Source organism: Gemmatimonadota bacterium (genome assembly GCA_016712265.1).
GTDB lineage: Bacteria > Gemmatimonadota > Gemmatimonadetes > Gemmatimonadales > Gemmatimonadaceae > RBC101.
Genome location: JADJRJ010000006.1, coordinates 1 through 21,744, shown reverse-complemented (window position 1 = coordinate 21,744; position 21,744 = coordinate 1). Strand labels below are relative to the sequence as shown.

Below are 21,744 nucleotides of genomic sequence, written 5' to 3'. Positions count from 1 at the left end.
TCACCAACATCTTGATCCCGACAAGCCCCAGGATCGCCGCGAGCGAGACCTTGAGGTACGTGAACTTGTCGATCGCCCCCGCCAACGCGAAGTAGACGACCGCAGCCCCCAATATCGCGAAGACGTTGCTCGTGAAGACAGGAACGGGTCAGTCGTGATCGCGAAGATCGCCGGGATCGGGTCCACCACGAAGATCAGGTCCGTCGTCTCCACGAGGACGAGCGCCACCGCCAGCGGGGTCAGCACTCGCTTCCCCCTGCACGATCGAGAAGCGCTGTTCGTGGTAGGTTGGCGTGACGGGAAAGAAGCGCCGTACCCAGCCAATGACCGGGAATCCCCAACCTTTTCCGCACCTTCGTCCCTGAGCGCAACATCTTCCACGCCGTGATGACGAGGAACGCACCGAAGATGTAGAGGATCCAGTGGTAGCGGGCGATGAGCGTGGCGCCGAGCAGGATCATCGTCCCGCGCATCAGCAATGCGCCCAGGATCCCAAGCAAGACCCGGTGCTGGTACTGCGACGGCACGCGCAGGTACTGGAAGATCATCGCGATCACGAAGACGTTGTCCGCGCTCAGCGAGATCTCGATCACGTACCCCCGTGAAGAACTTCACGGCCAACCGCCCGTCGTTCACCACCCATCGAGCTTGTCGACCGTCGAGCCGAGTCCCAGGTAGTGGTTCTCGTAGAGCACGTACACCACGCCAACGAACACCAGGGCCAGGACAAACAGCCCGGCCGTGAAGGTCAGCGCCTCACGGATCGAGACAACGTGCGCCTTGCGGTTGAGGACGCCAAGGTCCACCGCCAGCACGACGAGGACAAAGGCGATAAACCCGCCCCCAGGCGAGGAGTTCAGGAGGAATGGGCGAGCCTCGACGGGTTGCGCATCTGTGCAGGAAAGTAACCGGGCTGTTAACCCCCAGCGGCCTCCATCGCCGCTTCCCAGGCCGTCATCGCCTCCGCGAGCTTCGCGGTGGCGCCCTTGAGTTCGCGGTTCAGCTGCTCCGCCCGCGCCCGTCCGTCCGGGCCTTCGTACGTCCCGGGATCGGCCAACAGCGCGGTCAGCCGAGCCACTTCGGCGTCCAGCTCGGCCGCCCGAGCCTCCGCACGTTCCAGGTCGCGGCGGGCATCGCGACCGGAGGACTTCGTCTTCTGCGCGTCGCGCGCACGCAGCCGAGCCTGGTCCTTCTCGCGTTCGCGCTCGGCAGCGGCCACGTCCGACGCCCGCTTCGCAGCGGTGGCCTGCTCCCGCGCGCGAAAGTCCTCCCACTCGACGAAGTCTCCATCAAACACCCGCATCTCGCCGTCGCGCAGCTCCCAGACCCGCGTCACGAGCTTGCGAAGCAACTCCCGGTCGTGCGAAACCAGGAGGACAGTGCCTTCATATGACTCGATCGCGTCTTCCAGTTCCTCGATCGACTCGACGTCCAGGTGGTTCGTCGGCTCGTCGAAGATCAGGAAGTTGGCCCCGTCGAGCATCATCATCGCGAGTGCCACCCGCGCCAGCTCACCACCCGAGAGCGATGAGGTGGAGCGCTTGACCTCGTCGCCGGAGAACTGCACGCGACCGAGGTGCCCCTGGATGGCACCGCGCTCCCACATGGGGCGCAACGCCCCGATCACGTCGTAGATGGAGCGGTCGCGCGGGACGTTGGCAAAGTCCTGGGTGTAGATCGACGGCTGGATCGCCCCGCCAACACGTATCTCGCCGTGTGTGGGCGGCCGCACCCCAACGATCGTGCGCAGCAACGTCGTCTTGCCCGTCCCGTTGGGACCAATGAGGCCGACTACGTCGCCGCGCCGCACCCAGTTGGTGAAGGGCTTGAGCAGCACGCGGTCACCGATCGACACGCTCGCGCGCTCGAAGGCCACCACCTGGTCCCCGCCTCGGGCGCTGGGCTCGAAAGCGCACGGACATGGCCGACGCATCGTCTGGGGGTGGCGTGAGGCGCGGGAGCCAGGAGAGGCGCTTGCGTCGCCCTTGGGCCTGCTTGGTGTTCTGCCCGGCAATGTTGCGCCGGATGTAGTCCTCCTCGCGCGCAATCGACTTGCTCTGCTTGTCGAATGCGCGTTGCTGCGACAGGCGTCGCTCGCCGCGTTGCTGGACAAACGCCGCATAACCACCGGTGTACGCCTGGGCGCTGAGGTCCTCCAGGTGCAGCACATGGTCGACCACGCGATCGAGGAAGGCCCGGTCGTGTGAGATGATCAGCTGCGTCTCGCGTGAGGTGCGCAGGAACTCCTCCAGCCAGGCCGTCGTCTCGAGGTCCAGGTGGTTCGTCGGTTCGTCGAGGGAGAAGCACGTCGGCGGGGATGGCCAGCTGACGGGCCAGCGCCACCCGGCCACGTTCACCGCCACTGAGGTGCACCAGCGGTGTCGTGCGCGGCCGCCGCGCTGAAACCCAACCCTTCGAGGACGGCGTCTACTGTCGATGTGTAGGTGTATCCCCCGTCGCGCTCGAACCGCTCCAGGTCGCGCGAGTACCGGTCGAGCTGCGCCTTCGTGGCGTGGGCGCCCGCCTCGGCCAGGGCGTTGGCCTGCAGGGCGAGGTCCAGCTCCAGGTCGATGAGCGAGCGGAACGCCTCGGCGACCGCCTCCCAGATCGTGGTCGCGCCAGGGAACTCGCGATGCTGGTCCAGCACCGCGTACCGGAGCCCGGGGGTCCGCGCGATCGACCCAACGCTCGGCGCCTGAGCGCCGGTGATCAACCGGAAGAGGGAGGTCTTCCCCGACCCATTGCGCCCGATCAGCCCCAGCGCTCCCCTGCCCCAATGGTGCAGGTGACGCCTGAGAGGATGGTCGTCGCGCCGTATTGAACGCCGACCCCGGACAGCGAGAGCTGCGTCACCCGTGGTGCCTCGCGTGCATCAGCGCCCCACCCAACCCTTCCATACCGCCTCGTCCACCCCAAGGGTCAACTGGTGCTGGAAACGTACGAGTGGGGTTTTTAGCATGAGCGGCTCCTCGACCAGCTTTTCCAGCCACCGATCGTCGCCGTAGCGGGCCTGCCCAAGGCCCAGATCCTGGAAGCGCCGGGAATCCCGGTCGATCAGCGCGGTCACCCCGAACTTCTGGGCGAACCGCCGCAACTCGCCCAGAGCGGCGGCCCGCTCGTTCAGGTCGACGAAATGCGTTTTCACCCGTCGCTCACTGAAGAAGCGAAGGGCCTTCCAGGTTTCTGCGCTTTTCTTCGTTCGAAGATCTGGACTTCCATAAGGAAGGCTGCGCTTTCGCGCTGAAAACTCGGCGCCGGGTGGTTCCCGAATCCTCGCGAGCTGTCATTGTAATCACCCTATGCACCCCCCGCGCCATCGCCCGTACCGTCCTGCCCCGTGGCTGGTCAATCCGCACCTCCAGACGATCTGGGGTCGGTTGGCCCGGCGCCTTCCAGCACTGCCTCTTCGGCGTGAGCGCTGGATCACCCCGGACGACGACTTTCTCGATATCCAGCGGATGGACGCGTCCTCACCCGACGCCCCGACCTTCCTCCTGCTGCATGGATTGGAGGTAGTCTCCGCTCGCACTACATCCTCCCGATCCTGAAGTTGGCGGCGGCGCGGGGTTGGGAGTCAATCTCCCTGTACTTCCGCGGATGCAGCGGCGAACCCAATCGCCAGGCACGCTCCTACCACAGCGGCGAGACCACGGACGTGGCGATGGTTGTCGAGCGATTGAAGAACGGGCGGCCCGACGCGCCGCTCATCGTGGCCGGCGTCTCGCTGGGCGGGAACGTGCTCCTCAAGTACCTCGGCGAACAGGGCGAGGCGCTCGAAGGGGTTATCACCGCCGCCACGGCCATTAGCGTGCCGTTTGACCTGGCACGATCCTGCCAGCACCTCGACACCCACGTCGTTTTACACCAACTGGTTTCTCAAGACGCTCCGTCCAAAGGCCCTCGCCAAGGTCGCGCAGTTCCCGGCCTGGCAGATCCGGAGGCGATCCGCCGTTCCAACTCGATGTGGTCGTTTGACGATGCCTACACGAGCGTGGTGCATGGCTTCGCCGACGCCGCCGATTACTACCGTCAGAGCAGCGCCATCAACTTCCTGGGAGGCGTTCGCGTCCCGACGCTCCTGTTGTCGTCGCACGACGATCCATTTCATCCCCCGGACCTGCTATACGACGTCGAGGAATTGCCCGACGCAATTCGGCGCTGGTCACGGAGTTCGTTGATGTCGGAGGACACGTCGGCTTCGTGGAGGGCGCGGTACCGTGGCGGACATCGTCTTATTGCGAGCGACGCGCCATCGAGTTCGGCGTGTCACAGCTGAACAACGACCTGTCCATGGTGCTGGAGACGCGGTAAGCTACAAGGCACGCTTCACGCGGCTTCCTGCCGTCTGCCGTCTGCCGTCTGCCCACTGACCCATGACCGAAGCCACCATATTCGTCGCGGTCATTGGGGGACTCTTCGTCCTCCGCGTCATCGCGGCCACCTTCGTGTTCCTGGTGTTGCTGCCACAGGGAGATCGGTGCATCGACTGTGACGCGCCCACGGTGCGCGTGGCCTCGCGCCTACACGACCACTGGCTGCCGTGGTTCCGCAAGAGCTGGTGCTTGCGCTGCGGATGGGTAGGGTTGTTGCGACGCGGGCCGCTGACAACCGACGTCGATCCGGTGACCTATGAACCCATGGCGAAGAGCCGCAGCCAGGCCGGCCAGTTCCCCGAAAGGTCGAAGAAGTCGTCGAAGTAGGTGAGCCCCGCCCGCTCCAGTTCCTCTATGACCTGGGGCGGGGCATCGGTTTCATGGATAGGTCCGATGACAATCAGGCCCCTTCGACGCGGAACTCCTCATCCGTCAGCCCAGGGCGTTCATCGAACGCGGTCCGGTTCAGGCCAGTGCGTTCAAACGCCTCGCGGCGAATGACGAGGGACGGATACTCGGCGGCAAGAGGAAGCGGCATGGGGGGGAGTCTAACCCGACCCGCCCGCGAGCGGAGCGACCGATCGCAGTAGCTTTCGCCCCATGCGTACCGAGCAGGATTTCGACGTCATTGTGGTCGGGGCCGGCCACGCCGGCACGGAGGCCGCCGTCGCCGCCGCCCGACTGGGCTGCCGAGTGGGGCTGATCACGAGCGCCCTCGAGACCATCGGCCAGATGTCGTGCAATCCGGCCATCGGCGGTGTGGCCAAGGGAACGGTCGTGCGAGAGGTCGATGCCATGGGTGGGATCATGGGCCGCGCGACTGACCTGGCGATGATCCAGTTTCGAATGCTGAACCGGAGCAAGGGCGCCGCGGTCTGGGCCCCACGAGCCCAGTGCGACCGCGGGCTGTATCGCCGCGCCGCCCGGACGCTGATCGAGGAACAGCAAGGGCTCCACACGATCCAGGGAACGGTCGCCAGCCTCCTGATCGACGGCGCAGAACTCCACGGCGTCGCCACCCTGGAAGGCCGACAGTTCGGTGCAAAGGCCGTGGTCATCACCACAGGCACCTTCCTCCGCGGCCGGATCCACATCGGGACGGAAACGCGCATCGCCGGCGGACGGGCGGGGGAGAACTCGTCAACGCACCTTGCCGAGCAGTTGGAGACGGCCGGGCTCACCGTCGCACGGTTCAAGACGGGCACCCCTCCGCGCATCGACGGCCGGTCGGTGGACTACTCCGCCCTCGAGGAACAGCACTCCGAGGTCGAAGCCTTCGACTACTCCTGGTCACACTTCTGGGCGACTCCTAGGCGCCAGAATGGCGACAGCCGTCATCCAGAGCAACTAAACTGCTGGATCACCTTCCTTGAGAGTGAGGGGAAGGAGATCATCGCCAACAACATCGGCAAGTCGGCGATGTACGGCGGCGCGATTGGGGCGATGGGACCGCGGTACTGTCCTTCGGTCGAGGACAAGATCGTGAAGTTCCCGGCTGCCGAACGCCACCAGATCTTCCTTGAGCCCGAGGGGCACGACACCGCCGAGTTGTACGTGAACGGGATGTCGACCTCGTTGCCTGCCGAGGTGCAGCTCGAGGTGCTGCGTTCGGTGGCTGGCCTTCGCGACGTCCGGATGACGCGGGCGGGTTACGCCATCGAGTACGACTATTTCCCGCCCACACAGCTCGACCCGTCATTGCAGGTGCGGGCGATTCCCGGGCTCTACTTCGCCGGGCAGATCAACGGGACCACCGGGTACGAGGAGGCTGCGGGGCAGGGACTGGTCGCGGGGATCAACGCAGGATTGCGTGCGCAGGGACGACCGCCGTTTTCGCTCGGTCGGGAGACGTCGTATATCGGCGTCCTCGTCGACGACCTCGTGCACCGCGGCGTGGACGAGCCCTACCGGCTCTTCACCTCGCGATCCGAGTTCCGGCTCACGGTGCGCCAGGACAACGCCATTCGCCGTTTGGCCCCACTCGCCTCCGACCTCGGGATGCTGACACAAGCCGAGCAGGCGATGGCGGCGGAGCGCATGCGTGGCGAGGATGAGGCGCTTCGCCTGGCCGACGAGACGAGTATTCGGCCGGATATCGCGAATCCGCTCCTGGCGTCCCTGGCGAGCAGCCCGATTCCCCACTCGGTCAAGGTGGTGGAGCTGGCGCGTCGGCAGGGGGTGGAGTTGAGCGCGCTCCTGCGCGCATCCGGGGTTGGAGCAGGACTCAGCGCCGACGCCGTCGTGAGCGCGGAGCTGCAGATCAAGTACGCGGGGTATTTCACCCGCGAGCGGTCGGCGGCGGACAAGCTCCAGCGCATGGGGGCATTTCAGCTGGAGGAGGAGGTGCCCTATGAACAGATGCGCTCAGTCTCGTTCGAGGCGCGCCAGAAGCTGGCCCGACTCCGGCCGCGAACCCTGGCGCAGGCGGCCAGCGTCCCGGGAGTGAGCCCTTCCGATCTCCAGAACATCGTGCTCGAGGTGGAACGCTGGCGGCGCGTTGCACGTGCGGCAGGGGAAACGTCCTGACAATGTGACCGAACCCGCCCCCAACCTTCGCCGGACCCCCACCGGGTGGCTCCTGGCTGCCCTGTTGGTGGCGTTCGGGTTCTTCCCGATCGTGAATTGGATCCCCGGCGGCCGCCAGGCGCCGTGGTACGCGCAGGTGGCGAGTGGGTGGCTGAGCGGGACCGCGATTGTCGTTGGAGTAGGGCTGGTCACCGCCATCCTCGGTCGAAGGATTTCGTTCACGGCGCGATGGTGGGACTCGCTGGCGAACCTCTCCATGCGCCGACCAGTCGGCGCGGGTGCGTTCCTCGGCGGCCTGGCGTTCCTGCTGTATGCGTGCATCGCGTGGTTCGTCTTCGACGCGACGCCGCTCCATTTGGATGAGATCGCGCAGGTGATCCAGGCCAGGATCTTTGCCCAGGGTCGGCTCTACCTCGACGCTCCGGCCTTTCCCGAGTTCACGAGCGCGTTGCATGTGCTCGATGCCGACGGAAAGTGGTATGCCCAGTTTCCCCCGGGGGGACCGTTGTTGCTGGTGCCCGGGGTGTGGCTCGGAGCCCCGTGGCTCGTGGGACCGGCACTGGGCGGCGTGAGTGTCGCGCTCTTCTGGTCGATCGTGCGACGTTCCGGGGCCAGTGCGGCGGTGTCGTTAGGCGGCGTCGTGGTGTTTGCCCTCGCGCCGTTCATGGCGTTCATGGCCGCGTCCCACATGAACCACGTGGGGACGTTGTGCCTGGCCCTGCTCGCCTGGTGGGGTGCGACGCGTCATGCGGAGTGCGCGTCGATCGCCATGGCGATTGTCATTGGCCTCGCGCTGGGATTCGGTGCGACGGTGCGACCGGTGGATGCCCTCGCGGTTGCGCTGCCGATCGGAGCGTGGGTGGCCTGGCGCCTCGTGCGCGGCACCGAACGATGGGCACATGCAATCGCGATGTTGTGCGCGATGTCGATCCCGCTTGGGCTTCTATTGTGGTACAACCAGGCGACGACTGGGGACCCCCTGCTCTTCGCGTACGAGAAGTTGTGGGGCGCCGAGCACGGGCTGGGCTTCCACGCGTCGCCGTGGGGGATGCCCCACACGCCGGCGACCGGGGTGGAGCTGGTGAGCCTCTATCTCCTTCGGCTGCAGACCTATCTCTTCGAGACCCCGCTCCCGAGCCTGCTGATCGTATTGCTCGGCGCCTTGCTTTCGTGGGTGGGCGGCTGTTTGAGCGAAATTGGCTCTTTACTGGCTTGTTGGTGTGCGGGTTGTATGGGCTTTACTGGCATGATGGGTTCTTCCTGGGCCCCCGTTTCGTCTTCCTGCTGGTGCCGTTCTGCGCGTGGTTTGCCGCTCGGGCGCCCGGGGCGGTGGTGAGGAGATGGCCCGGGACCCGTGGGTTTGTGGTCGGAGCGTCCATAGCAGCGGTCGCCCTGGCTGGTATGAGCGTCATGGGCGACCGAGGGCGCCAGTACGCGGCCGGGCTCGGCCCCCTCAGGTGGCCGGTGACTCGCATGGCCGAGCAGTCTGGTGTGCGCGATGCGGTGGTTCTGGTGCGTGAGAGCTGGGGTTCACAGTTGATGGCTCGTTTATGGGCTGTTGGTGTGTCGCGCTCGCAAGCAGAGTGGATCTACCGGAGCGTTGACGCATGTGCCTTGGACGAGGCGCTGGTGCGTCAGGAGCGGGCCGCGGGCTCCGTTACGACGGACTGGAGTCGGCTGGTGGGAGACTCTGCCAGGCTGGTCCCGTCGCCTTGGTCGCCGGACCAGTCAGAACGAGCGCTCCCTGGGCGGCCGTACTCCGCCCGATGTAAGCAGCGAGTCCTCGAGGACCGGGCCGGCACCTTCATTTGGGTCGGACTGCTCGCCCGGGATTGGGGCTCCAACGTGTACCTCAAGGACCTGCACGATCTCAACGCCCGCCACGAGGCGCTCCGGGATCCGCGGCGCCCGTGGTACCTGCTGCGGTCCGCCGACGGGAGCGCAGGCTCACCGCCGGTGTTTGTCCCGATCAACCGGGATTCCGCCCTGGCCGACTGGAGCGTTAGACCCTGACATCGGAGGCTCGGCAGAGCCCACCGAACCGCGGTCAGACTCGCGCTGCTGCTGGACTACGAAACAGGATCATCCAGATCGTGACGTAGGAACCGGATGAAGGTTGGGTTCTCGGGATTCGCCCAGAAGCAGGCGGGACACCGGCAACCCCGGGTGAGGCATATTCCTGGCTTGAGCCCACACGACGGGCCACACTTGCAGGCCTTCCAGGTCGTCATGTCCTTCGGATGCACCCGGTAGAAGCCGTCAGGCGGGTACTTCAGCATTCCGGTCGGAGTTGGCTGTTTGCGCATGGACTAGCGCCTCTCAGGGTGAACTTCCGGGCTGGAAGCTACGTGCAGTGCCCACGCGGCGGGGTCTGTGCTGGGCCGATTGCGTTCATGGTCCCCTACCCTGACAGCCAGCTGGGCCGGTAATCCACAGGGCGTCCACATTGTGGAGTTGCCTCGTTTCACGTGAAACACTGGCCTGCCTGGTAGGCGGTAGGCGCCGGAGATGTGGCGACCATGGAAGTTCCACGTGAAACACTCCTAGCCCCCTGCCCTGATGACGTCCATATTCCGCCCCCCAGATCCACCAGCGGCCGGCGTGTCACGAGTCATCGCAATTACCAACCAGAAAGGCGGCGTCGGAAAGACCACGACCGCCGTGAACCTCGCAGCCTCACTGGCTGCCGCTGAGCAGCGCACGCTCCTGATTGACGCCGACCCCCAGGGGAATGCGACCTCCGGGCTGGGGATCACGCCCGAGGAGATCGGCTACACCACCTACGATGTCCTCCTGGAGCTCTGCCCGGTTGCCGAGGCCATCCGGCGAGGCGTTCACTTCGCCAAGCTCGACCTGATGCCCGCCACCCCAGACCTGGCCGGCGCAGAGGTCGAGCTGGTCGGCGTCGAAAGTCGCGAGCACCAGATGCGAAAGGCGATCGCTGAGCTGAGGCCCCAATATGACTTCATCCTCATCGACTGCCCACCATCGCTCGGCCTCATAACCCTCAACATGCTGACGGCGGCGGATGGAGCCTTGATCCCGCTCCAGTGCGAGTACTTCGCCCTCGAGGGATTTCGCACCTGCTCAAGACCATTGACCTGATCCAGAAGGGGCTCAACCCCCAACTGGTCATCGACGGCGTCCTCCTCACCATGTTCGACGCCAGACTCAACCTCTCTCGCCAGGTCGCAGCCGATACCCGGGCATACTTCGGCGACAAGGTTTTCAACGCAGTTGTCCCCAGAAACGTGCGCCTCGCAGAGGCTCCGTCGTTCGGCAAGCCTATCATCTCCTACGACATTGCTTCAGTGGGTTCATCGACCTATCTGTCATTGGCAAAGGAGGTTATTAGCAGAACACAAACGTACGTTTCTCTTGATCGGCCGGTCGAACCCCATACTTGACCTTCCACACCAGCTTCCACATCTGCACAACTGGCTTGCCATCACCTTCCCTGAACCATGACCCCCGCTGAGAAGCCGCGACGCCTCGGACGAGGCCTTGAGGCCCTCATTGCTGCCGCCGGACCACCCGCCGCTGCCCCAGCCGCCGCCACTCCACCGGCCGCGGCCGAGGCCGCGCCGCCGAGTGCGCTGCGCGAGCTGCCCATCGCCGCCATCCAGCCCAACCCGTACCAGCCGCGGCGCTCGTTCAACCCCGAGGAGCTCCAGGAGCTCGAGCAGAGCCTCCGCACCTCGGGGCTCCTCCAGCCGATCACGGTCCGCCAGGGGGCCGAAGGTACCTATCAGTTGGTAGCAGGTGAACGGCGCCTGCGCGCGGCCACCCGGCTCGGCTGGAACGCCATCCCCGCCATCGTCAAGGAGTTCGACGACCGGGACATGCTGGTCCTCGCGATGGTCGAGAACCTCCAGCGCGCCGACCTCAACCCGATCGACGAGGCCCTCGGCTACGAACGCCTCACCCGCGATTTCGGACACACCCAGCAGCAGGTCGCCGACGCCGTCGGCAAGGACCGCTCGACGGTCGCCAACTTCCTCCGCCTTCTCACCCTCCCCGAGGGGATCCGCAAGCTCGTCCGCGAGGGCCAGCTCACCCTCGGCCACGCCCGCGCCCTGCTCGCCCTGCCTAACGAGCGCGCCATGATCGAGGCGGCCAGGCGGACGGTCGACGAGGGACTCAGCGTGCGCCAGGTCGAGCGGCTCGCCCACGACACCCGGCCGGCCGCCACCTCCGGCAAGCCGGCGACGCCCGCCACACCACGCAGCGCCTCCGCCCACGACGCCGAACTGCGGCGCCTCACCGAACTGCTGCGCCGACGACTCCAGACCGATGTCCGCATCGACTTCCAGCCCGGCTCCAAGGGAGCCGTGATGCTGAGCTTCTATTCGGCCGACGACCTCCACCGCCTCGTCGAGCTGGTCCTCGGAACTCCCCTCGACGACGCCTGAGCCCCTCCATGTCCATCTTCAACAAGCCCAGCAACGAGCGAACCATGACCCGCTCCGAATCCGCCGGTGGCGAAGCCACCGTCTCCGTCATTGGTGCCGGCATGCGCATCGTCGGCAATGTCGAATCCAACGGCGTCGTGAAGGTCGAGGGAACCATCGAGGGTGCCGTGCGCGGCGCGCGACAGGTCCTCCTCGGCAAGTCCGGCGTCATCCTCGGCGATATCCACGCCGCAGACGCCGTCCTCGGCGGCAAGGTCGTCGGTTCCATCGTCGCCACCGAGCGGGTGGAACTTCAGGCCACGGCGTCTATTGAAGGTGACGTGAACACACGCAGCATCGTGGTGTTCGAAGGCGGGCAGATCAACGGCACCGTCCGAATGGGCGAAGCCGCCGCCCGTGCACAGGGCTCCCCGGCCATCCGCCTCGCGGCCGACGCCTGACCTCACGAGGGGTCCGTCTCATGCGCCTGATCCGTTGCACCACCCTCGCTGTCCTTGCCGTCGTGCTCGGCTGCCAGAAGAGCGAGGCCCCGGCCAGCGACGCGTTCCGCGTGGCGTTGCTCACGCCGGGTCCCATCAGCGACAAGTCATGGAACGGGGGGGCCTACGATGGACTCCTGCGCATCCGTGATTCGCTGGGGGCCGGGGTGAGTCACATCCAGACGAAGACCCCTGCGGAGTTCGAGGAGAACTTCCGGCAATACGGCGCCCAGGGATACCGCGTCGTCTTCGGTCATGGGTTCGAGTTCCAGGACGCCGCGATGCGCGTCGCTCCCGAATACCCGAAGACCCTGTTCATCACCACATCGGGGAGCACGACCGGGCCCAACCTCGCGGGAATTCGCTTTGCCTTCGAGGAACCCTCGTATGCGGCCGGCGTCCTCGCGGCTCACATGACGAAGACCGGCCGCCTCGCGGCGATCGGTGGAACGGAGCTGCCGCCGGTGAAGTCGTCGTTCGAGGCATTTGCCAACGGCGCACGATCCGTGAAGCCGGACATCCGCGTCTCGATCTCCTACGTCGGCAACTGGGACGATGTCACCGCCGGAAAGGAGCAGGCCCTGGCACAGATCGCCGCCGGGGTCGACGTGATCTTCCAGAACGCCGATGCCGCCGGCCTTGGGGTCTTCCAGGCCGCGCGGGAGTCAAAGAAAGCCTGGGTCTTCGGCTCCAACGCCGACCAGAATAGCATCGCTCCCGAGGTGACGTTAGGCAGCGTGTTGATCGACCTGCCGTTGGCCTTCATCGATATCGCGCGCGAAGTGAAAGCAGGGACCTTTGTTCCGCGCGTGGTCGCGCTGGGTACGGCGAGTCGCGTCGTGCGATTGGTCTTGAACCCTGCCGTGGAGGCCCAGCTCCCCGCCACGGCCCGCACGGCGGTGGATTCCGTGGTCGCGGCACTCGCCGCCGGATCGGTGGTTATTCCCGTCCCCTCGCGGGACTCGACCAAGTGAGCGTGCCCACGGCGGCGCAGGTCGCGGGCCTCCTGGACGAGCGCCTGGCGTCGTCCGGGTTCCCGGACTATCCGCCAGCACTCAACGGCCTACAGCTCGATCACCAGGGGCCGGTTCGCAAGGTGGTCGCCGCCGTCGACTTTTCGCGTCGCACCATCGATGCGGCGATCGCCGCGGGGGGCAACCTCCTGCTGCTGCACCACGGAATGTTCTGGGGCGGCAACCAGCGGCTGGTGGGTCATCACTACGAGCGACTCCGTGACCTGCTGTCGCACGACATCGCGGTGTACGCCTCGCACCTGCCCCTGGACGCGCACCTCGAACTGGGGAACTGCGCGCAGCTCGCGCGACGACTCGGCCTGACGGTCAGCGGCCGGTTCGGTCAGTACCAGGGAGTACCGATCGGGGTGATGGGTGAAGCTGACCTGCCACTCATGGATCTGTTGTCGCGGGCGCATGCCTTTTCGGTCGCGCTCGGCGGCGGTGCCCGCGCGTCTCATGAGGTCGCGGGGCAGCACTGTCATCGATGGGCGGTCATCACCGGGGCCGGTGCAGACGCCACCACGTTGCGCGAGGCTCGCGCCTGTGGCATCGACACGCTGATCGTCGGCGAAGGACCGCACCACACCACGGTCGATGCCGCCGAGTTGGGGGTGACGGTGATTTACGCCGGTCACTATGCCACCGAGACGCTCGGGGTGCAGGCCTTGCTCGAGTTGGTGGGCAGGGAGTTCGGCCTCCCAACGGAGTTCTTGTACCTCCCCACGGGATCGTGACCTTCGCGCTCGAGCTGCGCGACATCTCCCGTCGATTCGGTGACGTGGCGGCGCTCGACGGTGCGACCCTGGCGGTGCGCCCGGGCACGGTCCACGCGCTGCTGGGCGAAAACGGCGCCGGGAAATCCACCTTGATGCGCGTGGCGTTCGGGCTGGTGGCACCGGACCAGGGCACGGTGCGTGTGGATGGCACCGCGCACACCTGGCGCAACGCGGCCGATGCCCTCGCGGGAGGGATCGGGATGGTGCACCAGCACTTCACCCTGGTGCCGGCGATGACCGTCGCCGAGAATGTGTCGTTAGGCGATGGTGGTCGATGGCGACGCGGTACGGCGGTGGCGCGCGTGCGTGCGCTGGGGGACGAGACCGGCCTGGTGGTGGATCCCGAGCTGCTCGTGCGTGACCTGCCGGTGGGGGCGCAACAACGCGTGGAGATCCTCAAGGCGGTGGCGCGCGACGTGCGCGTCCTCATCCTCGACGAACCGACGGCGGTCCTGGCGCCCCCGGAGGTTGAGGCGTTGCTGGCGTGGATGCGGCGATTCGTTGCCGATGGCCGCCGCGCGATCGTGATGATCACGCACAAACTGCGCGAAGCGCTTTCGGTGGCTGACCAGGTGACCGTCCTGCGCGAGGGTCGCACGGTGTGGGATGCCCCCGCGTCGGCCAGTCCCGAAACCGAGTTGGTGCGCGCCATGCTCGGCGGTGATGTCGGCACGTTCGCCCCGCGACGTGGCGAGCGTCACGCGGGACCGGTGGTCCTCTCCTCACCAACGCGAGCGTGCTCGCTCCTTCGGGCCAGGTGCTGCTCCACCCGACCACAGGCGAGGTCCACGCCGGCGAGGTGCTGGGGATCGCTGCAGTTGAGGGGGCCGGCCAGGCGACCCTGTTGCGACTCCTCGCGGGCCGGCAGGCGGCCACCTCGGGCGAGGTGCAACGGCCCGGCGACGTGTCGTTCATCCCCGAGGATCGGCACCGCGACGCGGCCGTGCTCGAGTTCACGCTCACCGAAAACCTTGCCCTGCGGGGGCTCTCCACGGCGCGCGCCCTGGACTGGGACGCGGTGGCGAGGCGGGCGGACCAGGTCCGGCAGTCGTTCGACGTCCGGTCGGAAAGCGTGGATGACGTGGTGGGCACCCTCTCGGGCGGCAACCAGCAGAAGCTGGTACTTGGGCGCGAACTCGACCCGCGGCCCGACGCCATCGTTGCGGAGAATCCCACGCGAGGGCTGGATGTGCGCGCCACGGCCGCGGTGCTTGACCAACTACGCGCAGCTGCGGACGCCGGGGTGGCCGTGGTCTGCTATTCCACCGACCTGGATGAAGTGCTGTCGGTCGCCGACCGGGTGTGGGTCGTGCACGCCGGACGGGTGCAGGAGATTGCTGGTGACCGCGAGACGATCGGGCGGGCGATGATCGGGGCGAGCGCACCACGGGTCGCATGAGCACGCGGCACGCCGGGCGGGAAACGGCGATCCTCGTGGTCGCCGTGGTGCTGGGCATGTCGCCATGGTTCAGTGCCACCGTGACCGCGCCGTTGATGGTCCAACAGTGGGGAGCAGGTGATCCGTTGTGGCTTACGCTCGCCGTGCAGCTGGGCTTTGTCGCCGGGAGCATGATCTCCGCGGCCTTCCTGCTCGCAGATCGCTGGCGTCCGCGCCGCCTCGCCGCCGGGAGCGCCTTGGTAGCCGCGCTGGCCACGGCGGCCCCAGGTCCTGCCGGGAATCGGGATGACGCATGCGCTGGTTTGTCGCCTCGTCGTCGGGATGGCCCTGGCGGGGGTGTATCCGCCGGGGATCAAGATCGCCGCTGGCTGGACCCTGACGCGCCGCGGCCTGGCGATTGGCGTGCTGGTCGCCGGCACCACGTTGGGCTCGGCGGTGCCGCACTTGCTACGCCTGGCGGTCGCCCCGGACGACTGGCGCCGCTTACAGCTGCTCGCTGCCGCGTGCGCGGCGGCGGGTGCGGTCGTGTTTGCCTGGCGGGTGACCGAGGGGCCGCACCAGGCGCCATCGGTGCCGTTCGACCCCCGGGCGCTCGGCCGCGTGTGGCGGAACCGCCAGGTGATGCTGGCGACCGGTGGCTATCTCGGACACATGTGGGAGCTCTACGCGATGTGGAGCTCGATCGGCCTGTTCTTTGGAGCCGTTGCCAGTGAGCGCGGTTGGCCGACCGCGAGCGCGGCGGCCCTCTTGTTCCTGACCATTGGCGCCGGTGGGGTGGGATGTGTGTGGGCCGGGCTCGTTGCCGATCGGCTTGGCCGGGCACAAACGAGCATTGTCGCGATGGCCGTGAGCGGAGCATGTGCCCTGGCCATTGGGCCCCTCATGCACGGCCCAGCGGTGGTGTTGGTGGCCGTGGCGCTGATGTGGGGTATGAGCATCGTTGCGGATTCCGCGCAATTTTCCGCAGCGGTCACTGAATGGTCGGACCGCGCGTACGTCGGCACCAGCGTGACCATCCAGACCGCATTGGGGTTCTTGTTGACGGTTGTCACGATCAGGCTGGTGCCCGGGTGGAGCTCCGCGTGGGGATGGGAGATGGCCTACATGCCGCTCGCCATCGGGCCGGCGCTGGGCATCCTGGCGATGCGCCGGTTGGCCCGTGATGAGTCGAGTCGCCGGGCACTGACTGCGACCAGCGACGGTTGAATAGGTTGTGGCGATGGCCCCCGACGTAACCCCTCCTCCCGCAGGAACCCAGCGGCGCCGCTGGCGTCCGTGGCTCGTGCTGTTCGGCATCGGCGTGGCCTGGAAGGTGGTGGTGTTCACGCTCGGGGCCGCCGTGCCGCGCTGGGTGATCGGGAATGGGATCGCGCACCTGCCCACGTCGGCGCAGGCGCAGGCGTTCAATGCGCAGTCGATCGCGCGCACGTTGTGGAATCACCCGCTGGAGCGCCTCGGGCTGGTCCGCGCCACGCGCGTGATGCGGGTGGACACCCTGCCGCTCGCCGCGCGAGGGGACAGCAGTGGGGCGATTCCCTGCCAGCGTGTGCGCAGCACGGTGCGGGCCTACACGTACTTTGCCATCCCGTATTCGGAAGCGCAGACGGTCTGTGACTCCGGCGTGGTGAACTACCGGGTCTTCCCCCGTAATCGTTAGGCGCGTGGTCACGCCGTCGCGTGTTCCCCGATGGATCGCGCACGCGGGGCCCGCGCTCGGGGCCGCGGCCGGGGTGGTCGCGCTGCTGGCGCTCCTCCTGGCCCTCGGGGGCTTTGACGTGGGCGCGGCGTTGGGCGCGATGGTGCGCGGGGCCGTGGCATCGCCGGGAGTCTTTGCATCGTCGACCCTGGTGCGCGCGGTCCCGATCATCATCGCCGGGCTGGCCGTCGCACTCGCCTTTCGGGCCGGGATCCTGAATGTTGGCGCCGACGGACAGCTGCTGGGTGGTGCGGCCGCCGCCACGGCCGTCGCCCTGGCACTTGGTGACACGCTCGGGCCACTTGGCATCGTCCCGGTGCTGGCGGCCGGACTGGTGACGGGGGCCGCCTGCGCGGCGGGTCCCGCCTGGTTGCGGCGGCGGTTCGGGGTGCTCGAGGTGATCACGACGATCATGGTGAACTTCATCGCCTTGAACGTCGTGAGTTGGCTGGTGCGCGGACCGCTCCAGGAGCCTACACGTGTATTGCCGCAGTCGGCAGCCATCCCGCGCGCGCTCGAACTCCCGCTCCTCCTGCCCGGGACGCGGCTGCACGTGGGGTTCGCACTCGCCGTGGTGCTGGCCATCGTGCTGCACCGGTACTTCACGCAGACTGCCGGGGGATTCCGGATTCGCGTCCTCGGGGCCAATGCATCCGCTGCGGCTGTGGCTGGTCGGGTTGATACCGCCCGGTTGTCCACCCAGGTGTTTCTCTGGAGCGGGGCGTTGGCCGGACTCGCTGGTGCCGTGCAGGTGCTTGGGGTGACGCGCGCGTTGTACGACAACCTCTCCCCAGGCTACGGGTTCACCGCGATTGCGGTCGCGCTGCTGGCCGGGTTGCATCCGATCGGCGTGCTCGTGAGCGGGACATTCCTTGGCGGGCTGGCCGCCGGTGCGGCCTCCATGCAGCGAGACGCCGGCGTGCCTGCGGTGTTGGTCTCGGTGCTCGAGGCGGCGGTCATCCTGTCGGTCGTCGTGTGGCGCGCCAGGCAGCACCGCGTGGTGGCCGCGGCATGATGGACGCCCTCGCTCCCTTCCTCGACGCCAGCGTCCGCACCGCGACCCCGTTGGCGCTGGCAGCACTTGGGGAGACGCTCTGCGAGCGGACCGGGATCATCAATGTCGGGCTGGAAGGGGCCATCATCGCGGGATGCCTGGGCGCCGTGGTCGGGTCAGCCGCGTTTGGTGCCCCCGCCGGGGTGCTGGTGGCCGCAGGCGCCGGACTGGCCGTGGCCCTGCTCTTCGGCGTGATCGTCCTCGTCGCGCGCGCCGACCAGATCATCACGGGGACAGCGATCACGCTCGGGGCGTACGGTGCCACCGGGGTGCTGTATCCGCTGTACTTCGGCCCCGGTGGCGCCGCACTGGATATCCCGACCCTCGGGCCCCTGGCCCTCCCCTTCCTGTCTCAGCTTCCGCTCGTTGGACCTGCCTTGTTTGGCCAGTCGATCCTGACCTACCTGTTGTATGCCGCCGCCGCAGGCTCCTGGTGGTTCCTGTATCGCACCGGGGCCGGACTGGGGTGGCGCGCGGTCGGCGAACACCCTCCCGCCGCCACGGCGGCCGGGATCAATGTGCGACGCGTGCAATGGCGTGGCGTGTTGTGCAGTGGCCTGTTTGGTGGGCTGGGAGGGGCCGCCCTGGTGATGCAGGTGGGCACCTTCTCCGAGCAGATGTCGGCGGGGCGCGGGTTCATCGCCCTGGCCGTCGTCGCGCTCGGGCGGTGGACCCCGCATGGCGCGCTGGCGGCGGCCCTGCTCTTTGGCGCGGCCACGGCGCTGCAATACCGCTTCCAGGCGGGCGGGTCCAACCTGCCGTACCAGCTGTTCGTCGCGCTGCCCTACCTCGTCACCCTGGCCGTGCTCGCCGGTGGGCTCGGCGCGCCCGCGCGCCCGGCGGGTTGGGGCGTGAGGCAGCGTCCGGTCGTTAGGCGTCAGCACCCGACGTAGGGACTGGTCCAGCGGAGCCGCCAGCCGCCGCTGCCCTCGCGCTGCAGCACGGCGTAGATCACGCCATCGCCGAGGTACCGCGCGAACAGGATGATGGGCTCGGAGCGACCGCGGGCGGTCCCGATCACCATCAGCTCCATCGATTCGATCGCCTCTTCGCCGCCCACCATGCGCTCTGACCAGGCCAATTCCCACCTGCTACCAGCCGTTGTGTCCCGCTCGGCTACGAGCAGCAAGTGCTCGTGCACGGGGCTCGCCTCCTCGGTTCAGGGTGCGGTCGATCTCCGCCATGACCACCTGCCGGCCATTGGACAGGGTCGTGCGCCACGCGCGATGCACGACATACGGAAGCCCCCGCATCAACTCTGCAGTGTCCCCCGGTGCGGCGGACGCCACCCGTGCCAGGTCGCGCGTCAGTCCGGCGGAGTCGCGCGGCGCAAGCCCAGCGAGCGAGTCCATGGCTAACGCGGCAAAGCGGCCCGTGGGAAAGGCCACGGTCCACCCGGTGGAATCGCCACGCGTCACGCGCAGCGCCGGCCAGGCCGAGCAGTCGTCCGGCGCATCCATCGCGATGGAATCGCCGGCGCTGGCAGTCCCGATGGACTGTCCCTGGCGAAAGAAGTCGAAGGCGACCCCGCGCCACGGGGCCAAGGGCACCTGCATCGTGTCGAGTGAGGCCGCGGTGTCCACGAAGGGGACGACCATTGCGGCTTGGTCGGCGTGGGCCCCCATCACGAGGAAGGCCAGCCCCGCCGCGGTGTCCCAGGCGGCGTCCGTCACAATCGGCGCGACCGCGGGAGGTGGCGGTGGCGGCACCGTCGAGAGCACCGTATCGTTGGCGCGTTCGACGGCGGGGCGTTCGCACGCCCCGATGGCGAGCACGGCGACCAGCCATCGGCGAGGGAAGACACCCATGCCGCAAATCTGGGCGCCCGGACCGTGGCGTCAATCGCCACCCTCACCATGCCGCCGTGCCTAACACGCCCACCACTCCCTTGGCTGACGCGCCTTGGCCTCCATCGCAAGGACCTACGCGCCTGGGCGATGTACGACTGGGCGGTCTCGTCTTTCCAGACCACGATCCAGGTCGCGGTCTTCCAGATCTTCTTTGTGAGCGTGGTGGCCGCGGACATGGCCGAAAGTTCGCGCACGGCGAGCTGGGCCAGTGCTAACGCCATCTCGGCCGTCATCGTGGCCATCCTGTCACCGGTGCTTGGAGCCATCTCCGACGTCGCCGCCGCCAAGAAGCGCATGCTCGCGGGGTTCATGTTGCTCGGCGTGGCCGCGGTGGCCGGCATGTTCTTCCTGAGCGAGGCGACGTTGCCCTTGCCTCGTGGCTCTACATCACCGCGACCGTCGGGGCGACCGCCACCATCGTCTTCTACGAGGCGCTGCCGCACCTGACCAAGCCGGAGGAAGTGGACCGGGTCTCGAGTGCGGGCTACGCGTTCGGGTATGTCGGCGGAGGCGTCCTGTTGGCGATCAACATCGCGTGGATCCTCAACCCGGCGCTGTTCGGCCTGCCGAGCGGTGAGGTCTCACCCCCGCCTAGGCCACGCTCCCCGTGCGGCTCGCGTTCCTCTCGGTGGCCGTGTGGTGGCTGGTATTCAGCTGGCCGATCCTCCGGCACGTGAAGGAACCGCCCGGGCCACGGAGGCCGACGAGGTGGGGTACGGTCGCTGCTGGTGACGCCGTTCGTGCGCCTGGGTGAGGCGGTGCGGATGCTCCGCACCTTCAAGCATGCGTTCCTCATGCTGCTGGCGTTCCTAGTCGCCAACGACGGGATCCAGACGATCATCCGCATGGCCACCGCCTACGGCAAGGAGATCGGGATTCCGGACAGTGCCCTCATCACGGCGATCCTCATCGTCCAGTTTGTCGGGATTCCGTTCGCCTTCCCTCTTTGGCATGCTCGCCAACCGGATCGGGGCCAAGACCTCGGATCTTCATCGGCCTGCTCGCGTACACCGCCATCTCGATCGTGGGGTACTTCGCGAGCAGCGCGCGGGACTTCTACATTCTCGCCGGCCTCGTGGGAATGGTGCAGGGCGGGACGCAGGCGCTGAGCCGGTCGCTGTTCTCCAGCATGGTCCCGGCCCACAAGTCCGGGGAGTTCTTCGGCTTCTCCGTCTTCGAGAAGTTTGCCAACATCTTTGGGCCCTGCTTTTTGCCCTGACGATCTGGGCGACGGGGGAGCAGCCGGGCCGCGATTCTCCGGGTGATTGCGTTTCTTCGCCGTGGGCGCGTGGCTGCTGTCGCGCGTGGACGTCGAGGCCGGGCGTCGCATGGCGCGCGAGGCGGAGGAGGGCGTCGTCGTCGCCGAGCCGCATTAAGATGCGGTCCCCGTGGGGCGTGCAGCAGTGGTTATGCGGGTCGCCGTGCGCTGGTTCTACCGGCGGGTCGAGGACGAGGGGCTGAACCGCATCCCCTCCCACGGCCCGGTGATCCTAGCCGCGAACCACAACAACGCCCGGTGGACGCCCTCGTCGTCGGCGCCCTGGTGCCACGGCGCGTGCAGCTCACCGCCAAGGCCACGCTCCTCGACCACCTGATCACCCGGTTCGTCGTGCACGCCGTGGGCATTGTGCCGCTGCGTCGCGCGAAGGACGAAGCTCCAACGATCCGGTGCAGCGCCACCGCGGGCCGCAATGAGGGCGCCTTCGACGCCATCGTCGAGACCCTGCGGGGCGAGGGGATGATCCTCATCTTCCCCGAGGGAATCAACCACAGCGAACCCGCCTCGCCCCACTCCCGCACCGGCTGTGCGCGCATGGCCCCGCAGGCGCTCGCGAGCGGAGTGCCCGAGGTCACGATCGTCCCGGTCGGCCTCACCTTCGAGGCCAAGGGACGCCCACGATCCCGCGTGCTCCTCGTCGGCACCCCGATCGCCGCGTCGGACGTGCATGACGCCACCGACCGGGTGCGGGCGCTCACCGCACGCGTGGACGAAGGCTCCGTGCCGTGACCCTCCAACTTCCCCATCCGCCGCGGCCCGTCAGGTGCTGGGGTGTCCCGCACCCTGAGCCGCCTCTTCGGGACGACACCGCCGCTCACCACCCCGGACGTTCCCTGGGCGACACCGTGCGCATCGCGCGCGGCAGGTCGAGGAACTCCGCCGCG

Annotated in this window: 22 protein-coding genes and 5 pseudogenes; 18 read left to right on the top strand and 9 right to left on the bottom strand. The window is 67.6% G+C overall.

Annotation, left to right across the window (positions count from 1 at the left end; genetic code table 11):
- From IPK85_00745 to IPK85_00720, 6 genes and pseudogenes are all read right to left on the bottom strand, one after another.
- Positions 1-423: pseudogene (locus IPK85_00745) on the bottom strand (hypothetical protein).
- Between the two features lie 209 nt (positions 424-632).
- Positions 633-815 carry a hypothetical protein gene (locus IPK85_00740; GenBank protein MBK8245927.1) on the bottom strand — a complete coding sequence of 61 codons (183 nt, stop codon included), beginning with the start codon at positions 813-815 and terminating at the stop codon, positions 633-635.
- A 101-nt stretch (positions 816-916) separates the two neighbouring features.
- On the bottom strand, positions 917-1,876 hold the full coding sequence (locus tag IPK85_00735; GenBank protein MBK8245926.1) for an ABC-F family ATP-binding cassette domain-containing protein: 960 nt from the start codon (positions 1,874-1,876) through the stop codon (positions 917-919).
- On the bottom strand, positions 1,842-2,363 hold the full coding sequence (locus IPK85_00730; GenBank protein MBK8245925.1) for an ABC-F family ATP-binding cassette domain-containing protein: 522 nt from the start codon (positions 2,361-2,363) through the stop codon (positions 1,842-1,844). Before IPK85_00730 ends, IPK85_00735 begins: the two co-directional genes overlap by 35 nt.
- Positions 2,354-2,818 carry an ABC-F family ATP-binding cassette domain-containing protein gene (locus tag IPK85_00725; GenBank protein ID MBK8245924.1) on the bottom strand — a complete coding sequence of 155 codons (465 nt, stop codon included), beginning with the start codon at positions 2,816-2,818 and terminating at the stop codon, positions 2,354-2,356. The genes IPK85_00730 and IPK85_00725 overlap by 10 nt, the downstream gene beginning before the upstream one ends.
- Positions 2,819-2,872: 54 nt before the next feature.
- Complete coding sequence (locus IPK85_00720) at positions 2,873-3,271, bottom strand: arsenate reductase (protein ID MBK8245923.1); 399 nt, start codon at positions 3,269-3,271, stop codon at positions 2,873-2,875.
- 279 nt (positions 3,272-3,550) lie between these two features.
- Here IPK85_00720 and IPK85_00715 point away from each other — a divergent pair, with 279 nt between their 5' ends.
- Both IPK85_00715 and IPK85_00710 read left to right on the top strand, forming a co-directional pair.
- Positions 3,551-4,276 (top strand): alpha/beta hydrolase, encoded by a 726-nt coding sequence (locus tag IPK85_00715; protein ID MBK8245922.1) that lies wholly within the window; start codon positions 3,551-3,553, stop codon positions 4,274-4,276.
- A 97-nt stretch (positions 4,277-4,373) separates the two neighbouring features.
- Positions 4,374-4,700 carry a hypothetical protein gene (locus tag IPK85_00710; protein MBK8245921.1) on the top strand — a complete coding sequence of 109 codons (327 nt, stop codon included), beginning with the start codon at positions 4,374-4,376 and terminating at the stop codon, positions 4,698-4,700.
- A gap of 73 nt (positions 4,701-4,773) precedes the next feature.
- Here IPK85_00710 and IPK85_00705 read toward each other — a convergent pair whose 3' ends face one another.
- Positions 4,774-4,911, bottom strand: coding sequence for a hypothetical protein (locus IPK85_00705; protein MBK8245920.1), 138 nt, complete (start codon positions 4,909-4,911; stop codon positions 4,774-4,776).
- A 62-nt stretch (positions 4,912-4,973) separates the two neighbouring features.
- Between IPK85_00705 and mnmG the strand changes: the two genes are divergently transcribed.
- The 14 genes and pseudogenes from mnmG (at position 4,974) to IPK85_00635 (ending at position 18,624) form a co-directional block, all read left to right on the top strand.
- Positions 4,974-6,899, top strand: a complete 1,926-nt coding sequence (gene mnmG / locus IPK85_00700; GenBank protein ID MBK8245919.1) for a tRNA uridine-5-carboxymethylaminomethyl(34) synthesis enzyme MnmG — start codon at positions 4,974-4,976, stop codon at positions 6,897-6,899.
- Positions 6,900-6,903: 4 nt separating this feature from the next.
- Positions 6,904-8,235: a hypothetical protein gene (locus tag IPK85_00695; protein ID MBK8245918.1), complete on the top strand. Its 1,332-nt coding sequence runs from the start codon at positions 6,904-6,906 to the stop codon at positions 8,233-8,235.
- Positions 8,236-8,372: 137 nt separating this feature from the next.
- Complete coding sequence (locus IPK85_00690; GenBank protein ID MBK8245917.1) at positions 8,373-8,912, top strand: hypothetical protein; 540 nt, start codon at positions 8,373-8,375, stop codon at positions 8,910-8,912.
- 588 nt (positions 8,913-9,500) lie between these two features.
- Positions 9,501-10,306, top strand: a pseudogene (locus tag IPK85_00685) (ParA family protein).
- Between the two features lie 57 nt (positions 10,307-10,363).
- Positions 10,364-11,311, top strand: a complete 948-nt coding sequence (locus tag IPK85_00680; GenBank protein MBK8245916.1) for a ParB/RepB/Spo0J family partition protein — start codon at positions 10,364-10,366, stop codon at positions 11,309-11,311.
- Between the two features lie 8 nt (positions 11,312-11,319).
- On the top strand, positions 11,320-11,751 hold the full coding sequence (locus IPK85_00675) for a polymer-forming cytoskeletal protein (protein ID MBK8245915.1): 432 nt from the start codon (positions 11,320-11,322) through the stop codon (positions 11,749-11,751).
- Between the two features lie 20 nt (positions 11,752-11,771).
- A complete protein-coding gene (locus IPK85_00670) occupies positions 11,772-12,764 on the top strand; it encodes a BMP family protein (protein ID MBK8245914.1) in 993 nt (330 codons plus the stop codon).
- Positions 12,761-13,540, top strand: a complete 780-nt coding sequence (locus tag IPK85_00665) for a Nif3-like dinuclear metal center hexameric protein (protein ID MBK8245913.1) — start codon at positions 12,761-12,763, stop codon at positions 13,538-13,540. Before IPK85_00670 ends, IPK85_00665 begins: the two co-directional genes overlap by 4 nt.
- Positions 13,534-14,031, top strand: a pseudogene (locus tag IPK85_00660) (ATP-binding cassette domain-containing protein). The gene IPK85_00665 and the pseudogene IPK85_00660 overlap by 7 nt, the downstream one beginning before the upstream one ends.
- Before the next feature lie 287 nt (positions 14,032-14,318).
- A complete protein-coding gene (locus IPK85_00655; GenBank protein MBK8245912.1) occupies positions 14,319-14,981 on the top strand; it encodes an ATP-binding cassette domain-containing protein in 663 nt (220 codons plus the stop codon).
- Positions 14,978-16,187, top strand: a pseudogene (locus IPK85_00650) (MFS transporter). Before IPK85_00655 ends, IPK85_00650 begins: the two are co-directional and overlap by 4 nt.
- 13 nt (positions 16,188-16,200) lie before the next feature.
- Complete coding sequence (locus IPK85_00645) at positions 16,201-16,638, top strand: hypothetical protein (protein MBK8245911.1); 438 nt, start codon at positions 16,201-16,203, stop codon at positions 16,636-16,638.
- A gap of 4 nt (positions 16,639-16,642) precedes the next feature.
- A complete protein-coding gene (locus IPK85_00640) occupies positions 16,643-17,692 on the top strand; it encodes an ABC transporter permease (protein ID MBK8245910.1) in 1,050 nt (349 codons plus the stop codon).
- Complete coding sequence (locus IPK85_00635; GenBank protein ID MBK8245909.1) at positions 17,689-18,624, top strand: ABC transporter permease; 936 nt, start codon at positions 17,689-17,691, stop codon at positions 18,622-18,624. The genes IPK85_00640 and IPK85_00635 overlap by 4 nt, the downstream gene beginning before the upstream one ends.
- Here IPK85_00635 and IPK85_00630 read toward each other — a convergent pair.
- Together IPK85_00630 and IPK85_00625 are read right to left on the bottom strand one after the other, a co-directional pair.
- The gene (locus IPK85_00630) at positions 18,609-18,812 is read right to left on the bottom strand and encodes a hypothetical protein (protein MBK8245908.1); all 204 of its coding nucleotides are present in this window, start codon (positions 18,810-18,812) and stop codon (positions 18,609-18,611) included. The two genes, IPK85_00635 and IPK85_00630, sit on opposite strands and share 16 nt — an antisense overlap.
- A 10-nt stretch (positions 18,813-18,822) precedes the next feature.
- A complete protein-coding gene (locus IPK85_00625) occupies positions 18,823-19,539 on the bottom strand; it encodes a hypothetical protein (protein ID MBK8245907.1) in 717 nt (238 codons plus the stop codon).
- A 48-nt stretch (positions 19,540-19,587) separates the two neighbouring features.
- On the opposite strand from IPK85_00625, the pseudogene IPK85_00620 reads away from it, so the two are divergent.
- Positions 19,588-20,957: pseudogene (locus tag IPK85_00620) on the top strand (MFS transporter).
- A gap of 140 nt (positions 20,958-21,097) precedes the next feature.
- A complete protein-coding gene (locus IPK85_00615; GenBank protein MBK8245906.1) occupies positions 21,098-21,589 on the top strand; it encodes a 1-acyl-sn-glycerol-3-phosphate acyltransferase in 492 nt (163 codons plus the stop codon).
- Positions 21,590-21,744: the final 155 nt, after the last annotated feature.

Bases quoted from the DNA above. Each gene is read 5' to 3' on its own strand.
- IPK85_00710 (MBK8245921.1), top strand. From the start codon at position 4,374: ATGACCGAAGCCACCATATTCGTCGCGGTCATTGGGGGACTCTTCGTC.
- IPK85_00705 (MBK8245920.1), bottom strand. From the start codon at position 4,911: ATGCCGCTTCCTCTTGCCGCCGAGTATCCGTCCCTCGTCATTCGCCGC.
- mnmG (MBK8245919.1), top strand. From the start codon at position 4,974: ATGCGTACCGAGCAGGATTTCGACGTCATTGTGGTCGGGGCCGGCCAC.
- IPK85_00690 (MBK8245917.1), top strand. From the start codon at position 8,373: ATGGCCGAGCAGTCTGGTGTGCGCGATGCGGTGGTTCTGGTGCGTGAG.
- IPK85_00680 (MBK8245916.1), top strand. From the start codon at position 10,364: ATGACCCCCGCTGAGAAGCCGCGACGCCTCGGACGAGGCCTTGAGGCC.
- IPK85_00675 (MBK8245915.1), top strand. From the start codon at position 11,320: ATGTCCATCTTCAACAAGCCCAGCAACGAGCGAACCATGACCCGCTCC.
- IPK85_00670 (MBK8245914.1), top strand. From the start codon at position 11,772: ATGCGCCTGATCCGTTGCACCACCCTCGCTGTCCTTGCCGTCGTGCTC.
- IPK85_00645 (MBK8245911.1), top strand. From the start codon at position 16,201: ATGGCCCCCGACGTAACCCCTCCTCCCGCAGGAACCCAGCGGCGCCGC.
- IPK85_00635 (MBK8245909.1), top strand. From the start codon at position 17,689: ATGATGGACGCCCTCGCTCCCTTCCTCGACGCCAGCGTCCGCACCGCG.
- IPK85_00625 (MBK8245907.1), bottom strand. From the start codon at position 19,539: ATGGGTGTCTTCCCTCGCCGATGGCTGGTCGCCGTGCTCGCCATCGGG.